The 17,681-nt window shown below is 56.9% G+C and carries 14 protein-coding genes and 2 pseudogenes; 7 read left to right on the top strand and 9 right to left on the bottom strand.

Annotated elements, in window-relative coordinates; all coding sequences use genetic code 11:
* Positions 1-62: 62 nt before the first annotated feature.
* Together LOY38_RS01175 and LOY38_RS01170 are read left to right on the top strand one after the other, a co-directional pair.
* Positions 63-530, top strand: a complete 468-nt coding sequence (locus LOY38_RS01175) for a hypothetical protein (protein ID WP_258698509.1) — start codon at positions 63-65, stop codon at positions 528-530.
* Between the two features lie 324 nt (positions 531-854).
* Positions 855-1,091 carry a hypothetical protein gene (locus tag LOY38_RS01170; RefSeq protein WP_258698508.1) on the top strand — a complete coding sequence of 79 codons (237 nt, stop codon included), beginning with the start codon at positions 855-857 and terminating at the stop codon, positions 1,089-1,091.
* A 408-nt stretch (positions 1,092-1,499) separates the two neighbouring features.
* Here the strand turns inward: LOY38_RS01170 and LOY38_RS01165 are convergent, their stop codons facing one another.
* Positions 1,500-3,131 carry a restriction endonuclease gene (locus tag LOY38_RS01165; protein WP_258698507.1) on the bottom strand — a complete coding sequence of 544 codons (1,632 nt, stop codon included), beginning with the start codon at positions 3,129-3,131 and terminating at the stop codon, positions 1,500-1,502.
* Positions 3,132-3,311: 180 nt separating this feature from the next.
* On the opposite strand from LOY38_RS01165, the gene LOY38_RS01160 reads away from it, so the two are divergent.
* Entirely contained in the window at positions 3,312-4,019 is a 708-nt protein-coding gene (locus LOY38_RS01160; protein ID WP_258698506.1) for a recombinase family protein, read from the top strand.
* Between the two features lie 190 nt (positions 4,020-4,209).
* On the opposite strand, the gene LOY38_RS01155 is transcribed toward LOY38_RS01160, so the two are convergent.
* Both LOY38_RS01155 and LOY38_RS01150 read right to left on the bottom strand, forming a co-directional pair.
* Positions 4,210-4,641 carry a response regulator gene (locus tag LOY38_RS01155; RefSeq protein WP_258698505.1) on the bottom strand — a complete coding sequence of 144 codons (432 nt, stop codon included), beginning with the start codon at positions 4,639-4,641 and terminating at the stop codon, positions 4,210-4,212.
* A 108-nt stretch (positions 4,642-4,749) separates the two neighbouring features.
* The gene (locus tag LOY38_RS01150) at positions 4,750-5,073 is read right to left on the bottom strand and encodes a hypothetical protein (RefSeq protein WP_258698504.1); all 324 of its coding nucleotides are present in this window, start codon (positions 5,071-5,073) and stop codon (positions 4,750-4,752) included.
* A gap of 98 nt (positions 5,074-5,171) precedes the next feature.
* On the opposite strand from LOY38_RS01150, the pseudogene LOY38_RS01145 reads away from it, so the two are divergent.
* Positions 5,172-6,032: pseudogene (locus LOY38_RS01145) on the top strand (YifB family Mg chelatase-like AAA ATPase); the annotation flags it as partial.
* Positions 6,033-6,124: 92 nt separating this feature from the next.
* On the opposite strand, the gene glyA reads toward LOY38_RS01145, so the two are convergent.
* The 3 genes from glyA to LOY38_RS01130 are packed head-to-tail and all read right to left on the bottom strand — an operon-like array spanning position 6,125 to position 9,514.
* Positions 6,125-7,390, bottom strand: coding sequence for a serine hydroxymethyltransferase (glyA, locus tag LOY38_RS01140; protein ID WP_258698503.1), 1,266 nt, complete (start codon positions 7,388-7,390; stop codon positions 6,125-6,127).
* A gap of 55 nt (positions 7,391-7,445) precedes the next feature.
* The gene (locus LOY38_RS01135) at positions 7,446-8,264 is read right to left on the bottom strand and encodes a YggS family pyridoxal phosphate-dependent enzyme (protein WP_258698502.1); all 819 of its coding nucleotides are present in this window, start codon (positions 8,262-8,264) and stop codon (positions 7,446-7,448) included.
* Positions 8,264-9,514: a benzoate/H(+) symporter BenE family transporter gene (locus LOY38_RS01130; RefSeq protein ID WP_258698501.1), complete on the bottom strand. Its 1,251-nt coding sequence runs from the start codon at positions 9,512-9,514 to the stop codon at positions 8,264-8,266. Before LOY38_RS01130 ends, LOY38_RS01135 begins: the two co-directional genes overlap by 1 nt.
* Positions 9,515-9,802: 288 nt before the next feature.
* On the opposite strand from LOY38_RS01130, the gene LOY38_RS01125 reads away from it, so the two are divergent.
* Positions 9,803-11,302 (top strand): PLP-dependent aminotransferase family protein, encoded by a 1,500-nt coding sequence (locus LOY38_RS01125; protein WP_258698500.1) that lies wholly within the window; start codon positions 9,803-9,805, stop codon positions 11,300-11,302.
* Positions 11,303-11,334: 32 nt separating this feature from the next.
* Positions 11,335-11,505, top strand: a pseudogene (locus tag LOY38_RS01120) (magnesium chelatase); the annotation flags it as partial.
* Positions 11,506-11,511: 6 nt separating this feature from the next.
* Here the strand turns inward: LOY38_RS01120 and LOY38_RS01115 are convergent.
* The 3 genes from LOY38_RS01115 to LOY38_RS01105 form a co-directional block, all read right to left on the bottom strand.
* Entirely contained in the window at positions 11,512-12,726 is a 1,215-nt protein-coding gene (locus LOY38_RS01115) for an aldose 1-epimerase family protein (RefSeq protein ID WP_008076137.1), read from the bottom strand.
* Positions 12,727-12,991: 265 nt separating this feature from the next.
* Positions 12,992-14,968 (bottom strand): methyl-accepting chemotaxis protein, encoded by a 1,977-nt coding sequence (locus LOY38_RS01110; protein ID WP_258698499.1) that lies wholly within the window; start codon positions 14,966-14,968, stop codon positions 12,992-12,994.
* 185 nt (positions 14,969-15,153) lie between these two features.
* Positions 15,154-16,074: a LysR substrate-binding domain-containing protein gene (locus tag LOY38_RS01105; protein WP_258698498.1), complete on the bottom strand. Its 921-nt coding sequence runs from the start codon at positions 16,072-16,074 to the stop codon at positions 15,154-15,156.
* A gap of 157 nt (positions 16,075-16,231) precedes the next feature.
* On the opposite strand from LOY38_RS01105, the gene LOY38_RS01100 reads away from it, so the two are divergent.
* Positions 16,232-17,626: a NorM family multidrug efflux MATE transporter gene (locus tag LOY38_RS01100; protein ID WP_258698497.1), complete on the top strand. Its 1,395-nt coding sequence runs from the start codon at positions 16,232-16,234 to the stop codon at positions 17,624-17,626.
* Positions 17,627-17,681: the final 55 nt, after the last annotated feature.

Here is a 17,681-nt window from a genome sequence, read left to right as displayed (position 1 = left end):
CAGGTAATCTCTTTGCCTACACAAAGCCGTAATGGCATCTAAATCACAGAAGGAAACACAATATGACCAGCATCAAAGAGCACGTCAGCCTCCAAAGCTTCCAGTTCAATCAGGAAGTATTTGATAAACGATTGAAGAACGCCATCTTCAGTTTCAAAAGCTCAGCAGCAGCATTGGAAACTATTCACGAGCCTGTATCCCTTGCAATTCCAAAGGTTATGGAAATGGCTACCAAAGGACGAAAGCTCAGTCAGTTCCGAACTCCTCAAAACTTGAACGGATACTTGCTCGTATGTTTTGAGAAAGAAAATCTGGAAGAAGAGCTTCAGCGAATTGAACAAGAGGTGAAAGCGCAATACGAACTTGAACTGGAAGCAGACAAGGAACGTAACATTCAGCTCCTGGCTCAGCAGTTGTTCGATCAAAAGAAAGCAAAAGAAGCCAAGGCTCTTCAAGTAAAAGAAGAGAAGGAAATGGCTGCTGCTTTGGCTGAAGCTCAGGAAGTATTCCAAAACCTTAAAGCCAGTTAATGTACTTCTGGCTTATCACAGGCCGACCCGTCGACGCCGGTAGAATCGCCAGTACATTTATACCTAACGTTGTGTCATCCCAGCCGTTGCGTAACGGCAGGGTGTCATATCTGATTGATAGTCCCATATCAAACATTAATGTGTACAAGATACTTTATGACTTGGACGCAATGTCGTTGCTGTGGGTCAATCATCGTCTGATTATAAATGGCAAGCCTATCGGCGGACACGACGACCTTTTCGCCTTCAACACTTTTATCGACACGTACGCTTTAACGTACGCCAACGAAACACTTTCCCATCTAAAGAAATCGGAGTAACAAAATGCCAATTAAGAAAGTTCTATTTCCCAAAACCTACGAAGAAAAGCTCTTAAGCAAACAATACTTCAACAAGAAAGAGAAAACACCAGAACCAGCTCCTACGCCTAAGTTATCTGAAGAAGAGATACAACATTACATCGACCTAATGCTAGAGGCGAGCAAGCCCACGGAGTATGTTGACCGCACTAAACAAATCCTTCTTGAAAGATTCCCACAACAGAATTTAGCAGGTAATTAAGTAACTGAGACAGGGAGACTGACACCCTCCCTTCATCTCTCAATACGCCATGTTTATTGACGTCAATATTAAATTAATCAAGCACGGACGTGTTCCGCCCCACAATTACGAGACAATACAATTAATACAAGAATAAATTACATAATTAGTGCAGGAGTGATAACAATTGCAGCCACAACGCTCATGTTCACGTTGCACACATACAGCCAGGCACAGTCAGCAATGGAACAGGTAGCGAACCTAACGCACGACCTCGCACAGCAACGGCTGATTCAACTTTCACAGGCCGCATACGAGGAGCAGAGGTTAAACACCCTATCCGAACGACTGGACAACTCTACCAATCGCCTAGAGAGTCAGTTGAACGTTTTGGATGCACGGCAGCGCATGTAGTGATGACTAGGCGGCTCAATCGTTAGGCATGACGATACGAGCCTCAATCCCCACAGTTTGCAGATAATGGAGTAAACCACCGCCATCAATAAGTTCGATGGGCTTATCCTTTGCAAAGTTGAACGCGTCGGGACCATAACCGCTTGTTGTGACCAAAATACCTTTATTCGCGCCTTCGTGCCCCATAGTTCCAAACAGATCTCTTACAGCCGATACCCCGACCGTGTGTCGGTATCGTTTCGCCTGTATAACAACCTTTCCGCCAATGATAGGGCGAGTGTCGTATGCCACGCAGTCGACACCTCCATCTCGTGAAGATTGCGTTAATTTCGCATCCAATCCTAGCTCTTGAAACAATTTAACAATCAACCTTTCGAATTCGTAAGGGTTCAAGTCCATCAGATTCTGAGCAGAGCTTAGGAACGACATATCACCTTCGCCAACAAAGCGCCGGTCCGTCATGTTGAACTCGATAATAGGTTTTACTGCTTGTAGCTCTGTCGCACTTCTTGAAACATGTGAGCCCAAATTGCGGACACAAAGGCGAGCGTCCACGTGTGCCAAATCAATAGCGGCCAATTTTTCCTTTGTAGTTCTAGTGGAGATTAAGCAAGGTCTGACCTTGCTGCCTGTAGACCTGTCGATTGTGTCTAGGTAGCCGTTGAAGCAACACACCTCAATAACGTTACCGCTGTCAGAAGCAAAGACCTCGTGAAGCACCTTCAGCGCTATCGCTGAAATAAGCTTTGTGTAGTCGTCGTCGATATCCCTAGTCTTCCTCCGCTTCCCCAATATCTTGTCGCTTGCTTTGACATACCTGAAATCAGACTGGTCCGGTATCACGTCAACTTTGGGCAGCTCGAAATCCACTATCAGCTGTTTGGACGAACCTACGTAGGTGACTTTGATTTTACGAGGAAGTGACTTTGGATACGGTGATGCTTCCAATATCTTCTTCACATAAGCTGCAACAATGAACTCATCGCCCAAAAGATAATTTTCGGTAAGTCTGCTCTTCTTTTGTACTATTAATTCGTTATGAGCAACGGCTTCCAAGTATTGACGTTCGAATTCATCTTTGTAGGTTTGTAGGGCTGCAATCCTGGCCTTCTCTGCCTCCTCCCAAACTTCCAATGCGTGCTGATACAGATAGGATTGCTCTTCGTCTGCATTGATCAGTCGCGAAGCATGTCCCGGATAGAACCTGCTCAATATCTCTACCCATCTGCTTTGCCGGAAGTTTTCTATCTTAGGAGGCGCAGCGCATTGCACCAAATGAGACGGAACAGAGGATTCGGGAAGGAGGACTGGTTCGTAAAGGGAGTTAAAGTCGAGAAAGTGTTGCGCCTGAAGACTCTCATGCAAAATGTTTTCGTAGGTTTCAAATATCTCTTCGTTCCATTGATTCTTCAACGAAGCTTCCGCTTCACGTTGTTGGACGTGCCGATCTTTAATTTCTCGGAGGGTCCGGCGTGGTTTCTCCTCGGACGGGCTTTCATCCCAACCCGTCCAAGCCTCCACATCTACCCGTTGACTGAATGGGTTTAACTTTTTAACTGCCCAAGGTTGCTTGGAGAGACGCGCTCTCCAGAAGTCACCCACGTAGTAGATTACGAGCGTGATCAGGAGCACATAGAAAAATTCCATGTTATGGGCCTTCCATGGTTGGCAGAAGACGTTACACGCCTAAGTGTAAGGCAGATTGCCACTGCAAGACGGTTCCATCAAGCGCTCGCTGTCGTGAAAACGTACCATATCATTCCATTGACGTTCGTCAGCGTTATGATATGATTGACCCATCAACAGGAATTGACGGGAATCACCACCATGAAAGTAGTCAGCTATCTTCGAGTCAGTACAGTCAAGCAAGGCGAGTCAGGCTTGGGTCTGGAAGCTCAGCGTGACTATATCGCCCTTGCAGCTAAGGCGAAAGGCTGGGAAATCATCGCGGAATTCGTCGATACAGCTTCGGGCACGATAGCGCCAACGGATCGCCCTGAATGCATCAAGGCAATGAATGCTGCTAAAGAGACAGGTGCAATCCTCGTAGTGGCAAAACTTGACCGTATCTCTCGTGATGTTGAACACATTGCGGGCCTGATGAAACGGGCTTCCTTCAAGGTTGCGACGATGCCCGACGCCGACGCTTTCCAACTCCACATTTACGCCGCACTCGCACAGCAGGAACGAGAGTTCATCAGCCAACGCACCAAAGACGCTCTAGGCTCGCTGAAGCAACGTGCTGAAAATGGGGATATGTCGGCTCAGGCTAAGATTGAACGGCGTGATGCTGGTCGTAAGGAGGCCCATAAGGTTGGACCTAAGGCAGCAACAGCCGCCAAGGTAGAGAAGGCAGACGTTTACGCTCAGACTGTTAAGAATCACATCAAGGCGGCAAGCTTCGACGGAATCAAAACTCTTGCTGGGGTAGCAGCCTATCTCAACAAACAGTCGATCAAGACTAGCCGTGGTGCTGAGTTCACCCCTATGACAGTGAGCCGATTGGTTCAACGTCTCGGTATCACCTTTCCCTAAGTCGAAACGGGCTATTACAGGGGCTTTTCCACCCTTCTGAGGCGTTCTAGCGCCTCTCCCAAGACAACGTCAGGGGTAGCCTCAAGCGCCCCTGAAACCTCAGATATTCGGCAAAGATAGCGGCCCCCGTCATTGAAAATCCAGGTACTGCTTAATGCCCCTGAGAAAGCGCCGTTTTCGGCCATAGCTCTCAATCATCTTCGCTGAGGAGTGAAGACTTCTTACTCACCGGCACACCGGGTTGAAGCAATTCCGCAACTGCCGTCACCAAACCTTCTAACGTCCACGGTTTTGGAAGGAAGTTGGTAGCCCCCGGCAGCCCGATAAAGGTGTCAGTCCAGCCGCTTGTAATGACTATTGGTATCTCGGGCCATCTGCCACGGACAAGCTCCGCCAACTCTGCTCCTTGAACCTGTCCCGGTAGCCCGTGGTCAGCAATGATTAGGGCGCATTTGGTGTCAGATTGCAGCAAGTAAATCAACGCATCGTCGCCGCTGCTGAACGCGACACACTGAGCGCCAACGTCCACCAAGATGTCTTGCATCAGGTCACGTAGTAGAGGGTCGTCCTCGACCACAACGATTTCACCATCGATTGGCTGTAGCCGGAAGTTCACATCCATAGCGAAGTTGTCCACCCTCCAATCTGGCTAGTCAGTCTTTCACCTTCGGTGTGCTGGGTCTACGGCTTGTCGTGCGGTACGGTCAGATCAGCCCTCGCGCAGCGAACCTCACAATTTGAGAGGCCTATCCTTTACGTAAAAGTTGAATCTGTCAGTTGCTCCCGACTCAAACCCTCGCTCGAATTCTTTATCCCAACCAAATACGATCTTGGCAGGCCCTACAAAATATCCCGTGCGCGTTGTTCCGTGCTCCTCGGGTGTTTTTATAAAATACTTTGGTTCATCCAGCCTGATTGCCTGTCTCAATTGCTCTGCTAAGCGTCCCACTGAGGCCGGATGCTTGAGATCTTCTGATAACACAGTTTTCCTAGATTTCTCCTGACCCTCGATTTCATATTTGTAGTAGCACGTAGCCTTTTTTTCACTGTCCATGCGGCATTCTCCTGATAGGTAGTGGGGGAGCCTAGACCACCATATAGATGCTGTCCTTGCCGCCAGCACCATCAACACATTACGTAGGTGTTTTGTGCCACAACCTGCTGTTCAGCGGGCCGCCGGGGACGGGGAAAACGTTGTTGGCGAGTCGTCTGCCCGGTCTGTTGCCGCCATTGGCCGAGAGTGAAGCGCTGGAAGTCGCGGCGATTCAATCCGTCGCCAGTTGTGTGCCACTGAGTCATTGGCCGCAACGCCCCTTCCGACAACCACACCACTCCGCTTCAGGCCCGGCGCTGGTGGGCGGCGGCTCGAAACCGCAACCCGGCGAAATCACCCTCGCCCACCATGGTGTGCTGTTCCTCGATGAACTCCCGGAATTTGATCGCAAGGTGTTGGAAGTACTGAGAGAGCCACTGGAATCCGGCCATATCGTGATTTCCCGCGCCAAGGACCGAGTACGCTTCCCGGCGCGCTTTCAGCTGGTCGCCGCGATGAATCCCTGCCCCTGTGGATATCTTGGCGAGCCGAGCGGTCGTTGCTCCTGTACGCCGGACATGGTTCAGCGCTATCGCAACAAACTGTCGGGGCCGCTGCTGGACCGCATCGATCTGCATCTAACAGTGGCCCGGGAAAGCACGGCGCTGAACCCGATCAAAACCGGTGACGATACGGCCAGCGCTTCTGCCCTGGTCGCCCAAGCCCGGGAGCGTCAGCAACAGCGTCAGGGCTGCGCCAACGCCTTTCTCGACCTGCCAGGGCTGCGCCAGCATTGCGCGTTATCCAAAGCAGATGAAGGCTGGCTGGAAAGCGCCTGCGAGCGACTAACCCTTTCGCTTCGTGCCGCTCACCGCCTACTGAAAGTCGCCCGTACCCTGGCGGATCTGGAACAAGTAGACGCTATCGGTCGCAGCCACGTCGCCGAAGCACTGCAATATCGGCCATCCGCATCCAGCTAGAGAGATTGGCATCGAGTGCACCCGGTCGTCCCAAGCGTCTGGTTTTTCGCCCGATGATGACATCAGCCGGGTAATGGCCCGGAGTAACAGGGTTAACGATAGACAGGATGACGGCGGCAGAGCTCCACCACCTGTTCACGCACGTGATGCCCCACCTTCTCGCTGTTGCCGTTTTCCAGGGCGTCCAGTACGTCGCACAACCAGCCCGCCAATTGTTCACATTCGATCACGCCGAAACCACGGGTGGTGATGGCTGGGGTACCGATGCGCAACCCGGAGGTCACGAACGGTGAGCGCGGGTCGTTGGGCACCGAGTTCTTGTTAGCGGTGATATAGGCATTGCTCAGGGCCGTATCGGCTTCCTTGCCGGTATAAGGCCTGTCGGACAGGTCGATTAGCATCATGTGGTTATCGGTGCCACCGGAGACGATCTTGTAACCCCGCTCTTGCAGCACGGCCGCCATGGCCCGGGCGTTGATCACCACCTGGGCCTGATAGGTTTTGAACTCTGGCTTCAGTGCTTCCTTGAAAGCGACGGCCTTGGCGGCGATCTGGTGCATCAATGGGCCGCCCTGAACACCCGGGAATACCGCAGAATCAAGCTTTTTGTAGAATGCGTCATCTTGCCCCTTGGACAAAATCAAGCCACCCCGTGGGCCCCGCAGGGTCTTGTGCGTGGTGCTGGTGATCACATGGGCGTGCGGCAATGGGTCCGGGTATTCTCCCGCGGCGACCAATCCTGCGACGTGGGCCATGTCGACCCAGAAAATGGCTCCGACCTTGTCGGCAATGGCCCGCATACGCGCCCAGTCTTTGTACCGGGAGTAGGCGGAAAAACCACCGATCAGCATCTTCGGCCGGGTTTCCAGGGCGATACGCTCCATCTCGTCGTAATCGAGAAAGCCCGTCTGCGGGTCAAGGCCATAAGGAACGATCTTGTAATGACGGCCCGAGAAGTTTGAAGGGTTACCGTGGGTCAGGTGGCCACCTTGGGCCAGGTTCATGCCCATCACCGTATCGCCAGGATTGATCAATGCCAGGAATACCGCAGCGTTCGCCTGGGCACCCGCATGCGGCTGCACGTTGGCGTAGTCGCAGTTGAACAGGGCCTTGACCCGCTCGATGGCCAGACGCTCGGCCACATCGACATACTCGCAGCCGCTGTAGTAGCGCTTGCCTGGGTAGCCTTCGGCGTATTTATTGGTGAGCACGGTGCTCTGGATTTTCATCACCAGAGGGCTGGCGTAATTTTCGGAAGCGATCAGTTCGACGTGGTCTTCCTGACGATGTTCTTCGTTATGAATCGCCTCACACAGCTCGGCGTCGAATGCTTTAAGGGTCAGCGTTGAGTCGTACATCGGATTGGCTTCCTGTAGAGCTGGATCAATATGTTAAGGAGGGTGTCAGCGGCGACTACTCATCACTTCCCGGATGGGCATCCGCGTTCGGCCAGTAGTAGACATCAGGCATGGCACGTGCACCGAAGATGGCCTGACCGACACGCACCACGGTGGCCCCCTCTTCAATGGCGACTTCGAAATCACCGGACATGCCCATGGACAATTCCTCCAGCCCGACGCCCGCCGGGGCGCGCTGGCGCAAGCGCTCGCGCAGTTCGCGCAGCCGTACAAAGCAAGGACGGACACGGACCACGTCGGCCGAAAACAGCGCCAGTGTCATCAACCCACGCACCCGTAACGCCGGGAACGCCGGCAGGGCATTCAAAAAGTCCGCGACGGCTTCGGGCGCCAAGCCGTATTTGCTGGCTTCGCCGGAGGTATTGACCTGAACGAACACATCCAGTTGGCGCCCCTCGATGTGCAGGCGACGATCCAGGGCCTCGGCCACTCGCAAGCTGTCCAGCGCCTGAAACTCACTGGCAAAACGCGCCACCTGCTTGGCCTTGTTGGTTTGTAGGTGGCCGATAACCGACCATTGCAGGTCGGCCAGGTCGGTCATGGCCTGCCATTTGCGCTGCGCTTCCTGCACCTTGTTCTCACCGAGTAGACGGCAGCCAGCGGCGTAGGCCAGACGCAGATGAGCTTCGTCAAAGGTTTTGCTGACCGGCAGCAGGCGCACACTCGCCGGATCACGTCCGACCCGCTGACAGGCATTGGCGATTCGCTGCTGCACGGCTGCCAGGTTGCGGCGAAAGTCCTCGACGCTGGTGGCCTGTGGGTAACGGCCATGACGCTCGTGCAGGGTGACGGTTTGTTCCAGTTGATCAAACATCAGTGGGAGGCTCCTTTGGTCGTCACAACAGCGTCGGCAGCCGGAATGACCATCGTCTCGCGACGCGGTAAGCGGCCATTGAGCAAGGCGTAAGCCGCCAGACCGATCAGCAACCCCCAGAACGCCCCACCAATCCCCAGCAAGGTGATGTTCGCGGCGGACGCCAGAAAGGTGATCAGCGAGGCTTCGCGGGCTTTGACGTCAGCCATGGCGCTGGCCAGGCTCGCGCCGATAGTGCCGAGCAGGGCCAGCCCGGCCAGCGTCGTAATGAAGGTGGCCGGTAACGCCATGAACACCGCAGCAAGGGTCACCCCGAAAATCCCTACGAGGATGTAGAACAGTCCCGCAGCAACCCCGGCGATCCAGCGCTTGGACGGATCCTCCGAGGCTTCTTTGCCGGTGCAGATGGCCGCCGTGATGGCCGCGATATTGAAGGCGTGAGAACCGAAGGGCGCCATTAGCAGGGAACCCAGCCCTGTGACAGTCAGGATAGGGTTAGCGCTGGTGCTGAAGCCATCGTTGCGCAGCACCAGCATGCCCGGCATGTACTGGCCGGTGAGGGTGATCAGGAACAGCGGCAGCGCCACGCTGAGCAGCGCATTGATCGAAAACTCAGGTCGGGTGAATACCGGTGCCGCGAATTGCAGCGCCAACCCCGAAAGATCCACACGGCCCTGCGTCAGAAGAAACGCCAGCCCCAGCACCAGAATGCCCACCACCGCATAGCGGGCGGTAAAACGCTTGAGCACAACGTAAATGGCAATCAGCAACCCGACCAACATTGGGTCAAGACTCATGCCACCAAATGCGCCGATACCGAACTGCAACAAGATACCGGCCAGCAGGCCCGCAGCCACACCCGACGGAATCAGGCGGATGAGTTTTTCGAAGCAACCGGACAAACCCAGCAGCACGAAGGCGGCGGCCGAAATAATGTACGCACCCACCGCCTCGGCGTAAGGCGTGGTGGACAGCGCGACGACCAGAAAAGCCGCCGCGGGTGTCGACCAGGCGGTAATGATCGGCTCTCGGCTCACCCAACTCAGAAACAGCCCGGTAATGCCCACGCCAATCGACACCGACCATACCCACGACGCTGTCAGTTCTGGGCTGAGCCCGGCCACTTTGGCGGCCTGAAAGACCAGGATGAAAGTGCCGCCATAGTTGACGATGACTGAAATCAGCCCGGCGACAGTCGGATGCAGAAGGTCCCGTAAACGCAGGGGCGATGGCAATGCTGAAGACGACATGATGGCTTTGCTCCTTGCAAAACGAGGTGCCTGTCCCGGATAAGGGCGGATTTATAACGTTGAAATGGCATGTTTTGCCCCTGCACTTTCTCGCAGAAGGCCAGACCACTTACCAGACCGCTTGCTGTGACTGAAAGCGATCCCTGCCTCAGCCCGCGGGCAAAATTCTTCATGAAGTCGCTCAATGCAGCGACCGATCACCGAGCGCAAAGGCAGTGACGATGGGCGGATTCTACGGATAGACTGGCCTGCCTTTGCAGGCCAATTTACTAAGATCAGGCAGACCGCATGGCGAAGACGTTCGAGCTGGAAACGCTGAAAATGCGCCTCAACGATGTTGAGTTCCAGCTGTTGAATCTGCATCAGCGGATTCAGCGCGCACTGCGTGCATTGATCCTCGATGGCGCCCTTGCCCCAGGCTTGAAGCTGCCCGCGACCCGGGTCCTGGCCAAGTCACTCGGGATTGCCCGCGACACTGTTGAAAACGCCTACGTGCAACTGCACCGCGACGGTTTTATCGTGCGGCGCGAGGGGGCTGGCAGTTATGTCTGTGAAACGCTGGGCACCGAATTGCGCGGCGCAGCGCGCCGACGCATCAAGGCGCAGGAAGTCAAAAGCAGTCAGGCGGCACCGGGGGCGGGATTGAGCCAGCGCGGGCGGATGATCTTCGACAGTGGCGGCGTGAACGATCAGCAGGTAATCAAGGCATTCGCGACCGGCCTGCCGGAAACCCGCACCTTCCCCACCGATGTCTGGGAGCGCCTGCAACGCCAAGTGATGAAGGACTATCGCGCCAACGTGCTATTGCACGGCGATCCGCAAGGCGCCGAGCCGCTGCGCAAGGCCATCGCCACCTACTTGAACCTCGAGCGCGGGGCCAAATGCTCCCCCGACCAGATCATGGTATTGAGCAGCACTCGCCAGGCTCTTTTTCTGTGTGCGCAGTTGCTGGTGGACGCCGGCAAACCGATCCTGCTGGAAAACCCGGGTTACTACGGCGCCAAGAAAGCCTTTGAAACCGCCGAGACCAACGTTCTTCCCATCGATGTCGATGAACTGGGCATACGCACCGACCTGCTGTACGCCGACCGCAGCGGCGCCAATTGCGTTTATGTCACGCCTTCTCATCAATACCCCACCGGCGCGACCTTGCCGCTGGAGCGTCGTCTTGAGTTGATCAACTGGGCAGCGGAGAAGGGCAAATGGATCATCGAAGATGATTACGACAGCGAGTTTCACTACGACGGGCAACCGACCGCCTGCGTACAGGGCCTGGACAAGTATCAGCGTACGCTCTATATCGGCACCTTCAGCAAGACCCTCTACCCCGGCTTGCGAATGGGTTACATGGTACTGCCCCACGAGCTGATCAAGGCTTTCACCTACGCCCGCAGCATGATTGACGGCCATACACCACAAATCCTGCAACTGACCCTGGCGCGCTTTATGGAGGACGGCCATTACAACGCCCACGTCCGAGCCATGCGCAAGTTGTATGCCGGACGCCGCGCCATCATGCTCGACACGATCGGCAAGCACCTGGACGGCATCGTTACCGCCTTGCGCCCTCCCGGCGGGCTACAAATTCCCTGCCTGCTGCACGATGGCTGGTCTGAAGAAAAAACCATCCGCCAAGCGGCCAGCGCGGGCGTGCAGCTTTCCGGCCTGAGCCGGTTGTACGCCGGCGAGGAGAAGAAACAAGGCTGGCTATTGGGTTACTCGTCCCTGACCGCTTATGAAATCGAAGCGGCCATGCTGCGCTTGGCCAATGCACTGAAAACCCGGTAGGGCATTTTGGGAAGGCTCGCGCGATACCCGTCACTGCTGACCAAACCTGGCTGGAAACGGCGTGCGAACGGCTGACCTTGTCGCTGAGGTCAGCCCATCGACTGCTCAAAGTGGCGCGCACCCTGGCGGACCTTGAGCAAGTCGATGGCATTACCCGCGAGCACTTGGCCGAGGCACTGCAATACCGGCCGAGCACAAATTAGCAGGCGTCACCCCTTGGTGAGATCAACCAATGGCGTCTGCCGCACCTCTGTCTCCCGCCCACCCTGAATCTCGCTCACACGCTTCAACGCCTTATCCACAGCCGCCTTATCCGCCAACAAGCTGTAGCTGATCCCGAACTGCTTCTGTTCCTTCGGCCCAATTGTCGGCACCAGGTTCAATGGCCGCTGATACCGGCGGTTGTAAGAAAAACTCGTCCCCGGCTCCAGTCCCGTGACATAGCCCTGCCCCTGGGTATCGGTGTTTTTCCACAGGGAGAACACGGGCAGTGTTTGAGTATTGAAGCCGACCGAAACCCCCAGGCTGCCGGCCTTGTTATGCAGCACGGTTAATGTATCGCCCTTGGCATCGGCATATGGCACCACGTTATAGACCGTTTCGTCGTAGTCCTTGGTCGGTGCGCGGTAGGTTTGCCAGTCGGGCAGATCGCCCTTGGCCTTGTCGTTGAATGGCGACACCTGTTTCACCGGCGCGGCGAAGCGAGCGCCCTGCTCCAGGAATGGGGTACTGAAGTTGCTGTGATACAGCGCCTGGTATTCCTTCGGATAGTCGCCGTTGTTGGTCAGGGTGTCGTTGAGGGCGAACGCTACGCTGCCGGGTTCGGTGACCAGTTCGGTCGCGACGGAGAAGTCGACTTTCTTGAACGCCTGCTCTTTCAGCTCGCCGCGCAGAGTGATGGCGTACGGCGGTTTTTCATCGATGTGCAGGGTGACTTTGTTCGCAGGGATGTTGGCGGCGCGACCGTGCAGGGTCAGCAGTTCGCCGTTGTCGATGCCGGGGTGACCGACCCATTCGTAGCCACAGCGGGTGACCAGTTCGTTGAAGCCTTCCAGCCAGCCCAGGCCACCACGGCCGTTGAGTTCGATGAAGGAAGGATTGACCACTTCCTTGACCGGCGAATCCCAGCCCATGCGCACATCGCCGACGGAGGCCTGCAGGACGTTCATGCCACGAGTCGGTACTACTGAAAGTTTCATCGTGCCGTTATCGATGTCGACGATGCTGACGCCTTCCTGCCGACCGCCGTGCAAGGTGCGCAGGGTGACGCTGAAGGGTTTGTCGGTTTTTACGCCGAGTTGCTGGCTGGTGATCTGCCAGTTCTGGGCGGCTTTGTCGGTGTCGAGCAAAACATAATCCCAGGCCATGGCTTGGGAGGCAGCGGACAGTGCGCTGAGGGCAACGAAGAGTTTGAGCGGGGTCATGGCAGCAGCCTTTCTTGGAGTTGTGCCAATTTTATAGACTTGAAGAAACGTTTCAGCAAGCATAAAAATCGAGACACTGGTGCTAAATGCCAAGGAAGACTATTAGTGAGGAATTGATCCACAGCTTTGAGACAAATTGGGAATCGAGTCGATCCCTTCGCGGGCAAGCCCGCTCCCACATGATCTCCAGCGTTCACAAATACTGTGTTCACCGCAGATCTACTGTGGGAGCGGGCTTGCTCGCGAAGGCGATTTCAGAGGTGACTCAACGAAACCGGTCAACCTCATGCCGCAAATCCGCCGCGAGCTTCTCCAGCTCTTTGGCGGTCACAGCCAGGTTCGACACCACTTCCCGCTGTTCACTGTTCGCCAAAGCGATGCTTTGCAGATTGCTGCTGAGCAAGGTCGCGGTGCTGCTTTGTTCCTGGGTCGCTGTGGTGATCGCAGCGAACTGCTGACCGGCCGAGCGGCTTTGTTCATCGATCCGCGCCAGGGCCGAAGCGACGTTGGCGTTGCGCGACAGGCCTTCCTGCATCAGTACGTTGCCCTGTTCCATGGTGCTGATGGCATTGCCGGTTTCCTGCTGGATGCTTTGAATCATCCCGGAAATTTCGTCAGTGGCCTGGCGGGTGCGTGAGGCCAGGTTGCGCACCTCATCGGCCACCACCGCAAACCCACGGCCCTGCTCACCGGCGCGGGCGGCTTCGATGGCGGCGTTGAGCGCCAGCAGGTTGGTTTGTTCGGCGATCGCGGTAATCACCCCGACAATGCCGCCGATTTCCTGAGAACGCTGACCCAAGGTATTGATCACCGTCGCGGTGCTGTTCAGTGCACCGGCGATTTGCTCCAGGGATGAGGAAGCTTCGTCCATCGACGTACGACCGATCTGGGTTTGCTGTGCGTTTTCCTGCGCCAGACGCTGGGTGTTGCCCATGTTGTCGGCGATGTTCAGCGAAGTGGCGCTGAACTCTTCCACGGCGCCGGCCATGCTGGTGATTTCGCCGGACTGCTGCTCCATCCCTTCGTAGGCACCACCTGATAAGCCGGACAACGCCTGAGCACGGCTGTTGACCTCTTCCGAGGCCTTGCGGATATGCTCGACCATGGCCGACAGTGCCTGGCTCATCTGGTTGAAGGCACGGGCCAACTGACCGATCTCGTCATTGCTCGACACGTTCAGGCGCACACTCAAATCACCGGCGCCCAAGGCTTCGGCCTGACGCACCAGATCACTCAGCGGCGCCAGTTTGCTGCGCAACAACCAGACTGCCGCTCCGACCGCCAGCAACATCGCCAGCAGACTGCCGATGGCCAATTGAATACCGACGCTCCACGTCACGGCGCGGATTTCGGTTTTCGGCATACTCGCCACCACCGACCAGGGCCCGCCCTCGAACGGCACCGCAACGCTGTAGAAGTCTTGCGACGTGTCGCTCCAGAAATCACCCTTGCCCGGCGTCTTGGCCAGACCAACGATGTTTGGGACCGCCTGATCCGGCGCTTGCACACCGGCGATCGGCACCAGCCATTTGTTCTGCTCATCAAGCAGCGCCAGGGAGCCAGTCTGGCCGATGCGGAAGCGTTTGAGGTTTTCGAACTGGGCCTTCTGTGCGTCGGTGTAATCGAATCCTACGAACAGCACGGCAATCACCTTACCGCCGCTGTCGCGTACGGGGGTGTACTGAGTCATGTAGGAGCGTTCAAAGAGCAAGGCGCGACCCACATAGCTCTGCCCGGCTATCAAACGTGCATAGGCCGGGTGAGCGTGATCCAGCAGCGTGCCGATGGCCCGGGTGCCGTCCTGTTTGCTCAAGGACGTGCTGACCCGAATGAAGTCTTCGCCTTTGCGCACGAACAGCGTGGCGACGCCGGCGGTCATCTGCTTGAACTCATCGACTTCCGCGAAGTTGTTATTCAGCACTTCACTGCCCAGGTGCAGGCCCGGGGCCTGCACACCCGCCACAGTCACCGGCTCATCCGGATGAACACTCAAACCGGCGCTGAAGCGCTTCTCGAACAGGCCGCTGAGGCGCTGGGTACTTTCACGCAACGTGCCGTGGAAAGTGCTCAGCTGATCGGCCAGCAGCCGTGCCTCGCTGGCCAGGTGCTCTTCGCGGGTGGCGAGGTTGGCGGCGTCCAGCGAACGCAGGGCAAACACGGTACTGCCGCTGATGACAATTGCCAGTATCACGGCAAGCGCAAGACCCAGCTGTGAAGCGATCCGAGCACGAGGTTGAGACATGACAGCTCCTGACCCAGTGGCCGGATCACTCTGATCCCATCGCACACTCGGCAAAATTTCTGATAGTGGGAATAACGTGGACCCTGCACGAAGGTTCCATGAGCAGATTTTCGGCGGCAGAGCTGAATACTTGAGTGATTAACCGGGATATGGCTCAAGGCCGCCATTGCGGCGACTCCATCGATTCAGCCCAAGCGTTCGACATCCGGTAATTCCATGGCTCGGACTTCCCCTTGCAGGAAGTCGCTGAGCCGGCGCAAACGTTCACCTCCCGGACGGGTTTTCGGCCAGACCAGGTAATAATGCTCACCACTGGCAACGGCCGTCGGCCACGGCAAACTCAGACGTCCTTGCGCAACGTCCTCCGCCACCATCAGCAAATCCCCCATCGACACGCCGTAACCTCGGGCGGCAGCAATCATGCCCAGCTCCAGCGTGTCGAATACCTGCCCGCCCTTGAGCGAAACCTGATCGGTCAGGCCCATGCGTTCCAGCCAGTTGCGCCAGTCACGGCGGTCCGGCGTCGGGTGCAGCAGCTCGGTGCTGGCCAGGCGCGCAACGTCCCACGGTTGATCCTTCAGAAGATTCGGCGCCCCCACCGGTATCAGCTCTTCGGGGAACAGCAAAGTCGTCTCCCAGTCCGGTGGAAAATGCCCGTTACTGAGGATGACCGCGCAATCGAAGGGTTCGTGGTTGAAGTCCACCGTATCGACATCCATCCAGGCGCTGGTCAATTGCACCTCGTTCCCCGGCCGCAGGTGCCGAAATCGACTGAGCCGCGCCAGCAGCCAGCGCATGGTCAGGGTCGACGGGGCCTTCATGCGCAGGATGTCGTCCTCGGCGCGCAAGGTATTGCAGGCCCGTTCAAGGGCGGTGAAGCCTTCGCGAATGCCGGGCAGGATCAACCGCGCCGATTCGGTCAGTTGCAGGTTGCGCCCGCTGCGATGAAACAGCCGACAGGAAAAATGCTCTTCGAGCGTACGAATGTGCCGACTGACCGCACTTTGCGTGATCGACAATTCTTCGGCGGCACGGGTAAACGAGCTATGCCGCGCCGCCGCTTCGAATGCTCGAAGGGCATACAAGGGAGGAAGACGACGGGACATTGGGAAAGCTCCTATAGCGCGGTTGCCTCAACTTATCAGAAAGCCCTGAGCATGAGTTTTAATCATGCCACCCATCCTTTTTATCCCTTTGTGCAAACCCCGCAGAGCGCCGAGAATCGACGCTTCCTGTTCTCTCTGACAATCGAGCGTGATGATCATGCAGCATCCAGTGCGTATTGAGCTCTGGGCCATCCTGCGGCTGGCGGGGCCGTTGATTGCCTCGCAGTTGGCGCACATGTTGATGGTCCTCACCGACACTTTGATGATGGCGCGCCTGAGCCCCGAGGCGCTCGCCGGCGGTGGTCTGGGCGCGGCGACGTATTCGTTCGTGTCGATTTTCTGCATCGGCGTGATCGCCGCCGTCGGCACCCTGGTGGCGATTCGTCAGGGCGCGGGCGACATCATTGGCGCGGCGCGGCTGACCCAGGCCGGGTTGTGGCTGGCATGGTTGATGGCGCTGGTGGCGGGTTTGCTGCTGTGGAACCTGAAACCGGTGTTGCTGCTGTTCGGTCAGACCGAAACCAACGTCCAGGCTGCCGGCCAGTTTCTGTTGATCCTGCCGCTCGCCCTGCCCGGCTACCTGAGCTTCATGGCGCTGCTCGGCTTCACCAGTGCCATCGGTCGGGCGACACCGGTGATGGTCATCAGCCTCGCCGGCACCGTGGCCAACTTCCTGCTCAACTATGCATTGATCACCGGCATGTTCGGTCTGCCGAAAATGGGTCTGATGGGCATCGGTCTGGTCACAGCGATCGTGGCCAACCTCATGGCGCTGGCACTCGCGCTGCACATTCGTCGGCATCCGGCCTATGACGCGTATCCATTGCGCCAGGGTCTGTCGCGGCCCAATCGTCAGTACTTGAAGGAATTGTGGCGCCTGGGCCTGCCGATTGGCGGCACTTATGCGGTGGAAGTCGGCCTGTTTGCCTTCGCCGCGCTGTGCATGGGCACCATGGGCAGTACGCAACTGGCAGCGCACCAGATCGCCCTGCAAATCGTCTCGGTGGCGTTCATGGTGCCGGCGGGGCTTTCCTATGCGATCACCATGCGCATCGGCCAGCATTACGGTGCCGGGCAATTGCGAGATGCACGGCTGGCCGGCCGCGTCGGGATCGCCTTTGGAGCCGCGTCGATGCTGGGGTTTGCGATGGTCTTCTGGCTGCTGCCGAATCAGTTGATCGGCTTGTTCCTGGACCACAACGACCCGGCGTTCCGCGAAGTCATCAATCTGGCCGTGAGCCTGCTGGCGGTGGCGGCGTGGTTCGAACTGTTCGACGGCACGCAAACCATCGCCATGGGCTGCATTCGCGGGCTCAAGGATGCCAAGACCACGTTCCTGGTGGGTTTGGGTTGCTACTGGCTGATCGGTGCACCGGCCGCCTGGTGGATGGCCTTCCATTTGAACTGGGGGCCAACGGGGGTCTGGTGGGGGTTGGCGCTGGGGCTGGCGTGTGCGGCGGTGAGTCTGACGCTGGCGTTTGAGTGGAAGATGACGCGGATGATTCGGTCCGAGCCGGGGTCACAGCAATTCGAGACAGTTCAGGCGGAGTGAGATCCCCTGTGGGAGCGAGCTTGCTCGCGATGAGGCCAGGTCAGTCAAAATCCAT

Source organism: Pseudomonas sp. B21-015, from assembly GCF_024749285.1.
Lineage (GTDB): Bacteria > Pseudomonadota > Gammaproteobacteria > Pseudomonadales > Pseudomonadaceae > Aquipseudomonas.
Note: the sequence above shows the minus strand (reverse complement) of the source record. Positions and strands in the feature narration are given on the sequence as shown.

Bases quoted from the DNA above. Each gene is read 5' to 3' on its own strand.
- LOY38_RS01110 (WP_258698499.1), bottom strand. From the start codon at position 14,968: ATGTCTCAACCTCGTGCTCGGATCGCTTCACAGCTGGGTCTTGCGCTT.
- LOY38_RS01175 (WP_258698509.1), top strand. From the start codon at position 63: ATGACCAGCATCAAAGAGCACGTCAGCCTCCAAAGCTTCCAGTTCAAT.
- LOY38_RS01150 (WP_258698504.1), bottom strand. From the start codon at position 5,073: ATGGACAGTGAAAAAAAGGCTACGTGCTACTACAAATATGAAATCGAG.
- LOY38_RS01130 (WP_258698501.1), bottom strand. From the start codon at position 9,514: ATGTCGTCTTCAGCATTGCCATCGCCCCTGCGTTTACGGGACCTTCTG.
- LOY38_RS01155 (WP_258698505.1), bottom strand. From the start codon at position 4,641: ATGGATGTGAACTTCCGGCTACAGCCAATCGATGGTGAAATCGTTGTG.
- LOY38_RS01165 (WP_258698507.1), bottom strand. From the start codon at position 3,131: ATGGAATTTTTCTATGTGCTCCTGATCACGCTCGTAATCTACTACGTG.
- LOY38_RS01135 (WP_258698502.1), bottom strand. From the start codon at position 8,264: ATGTTTGATCAACTGGAACAAACCGTCACCCTGCACGAGCGTCATGGC.
- LOY38_RS01105 (WP_258698498.1), bottom strand. From the start codon at position 16,074: ATGTCCCGTCGTCTTCCTCCCTTGTATGCCCTTCGAGCATTCGAAGCG.
- glyA (WP_258698503.1), bottom strand. From the start codon at position 7,390: ATGTACGACTCAACGCTGACCCTTAAAGCATTCGACGCCGAGCTGTGT.
- LOY38_RS01160 (WP_258698506.1), top strand. From the start codon at position 3,312: ATGAAAGTAGTCAGCTATCTTCGAGTCAGTACAGTCAAGCAAGGCGAG.
- LOY38_RS01115 (WP_008076137.1), bottom strand. From the start codon at position 12,726: ATGACCCCGCTCAAACTCTTCGTTGCCCTCAGCGCACTGTCCGCTGCC.
- LOY38_RS01170 (WP_258698508.1), top strand. From the start codon at position 855: ATGCCAATTAAGAAAGTTCTATTTCCCAAAACCTACGAAGAAAAGCTC.
- LOY38_RS01125 (WP_258698500.1), top strand. From the start codon at position 9,803: ATGGCGAAGACGTTCGAGCTGGAAACGCTGAAAATGCGCCTCAACGAT.
- LOY38_RS01100 (WP_258698497.1), top strand. From the start codon at position 16,232: ATGCAGCATCCAGTGCGTATTGAGCTCTGGGCCATCCTGCGGCTGGCG.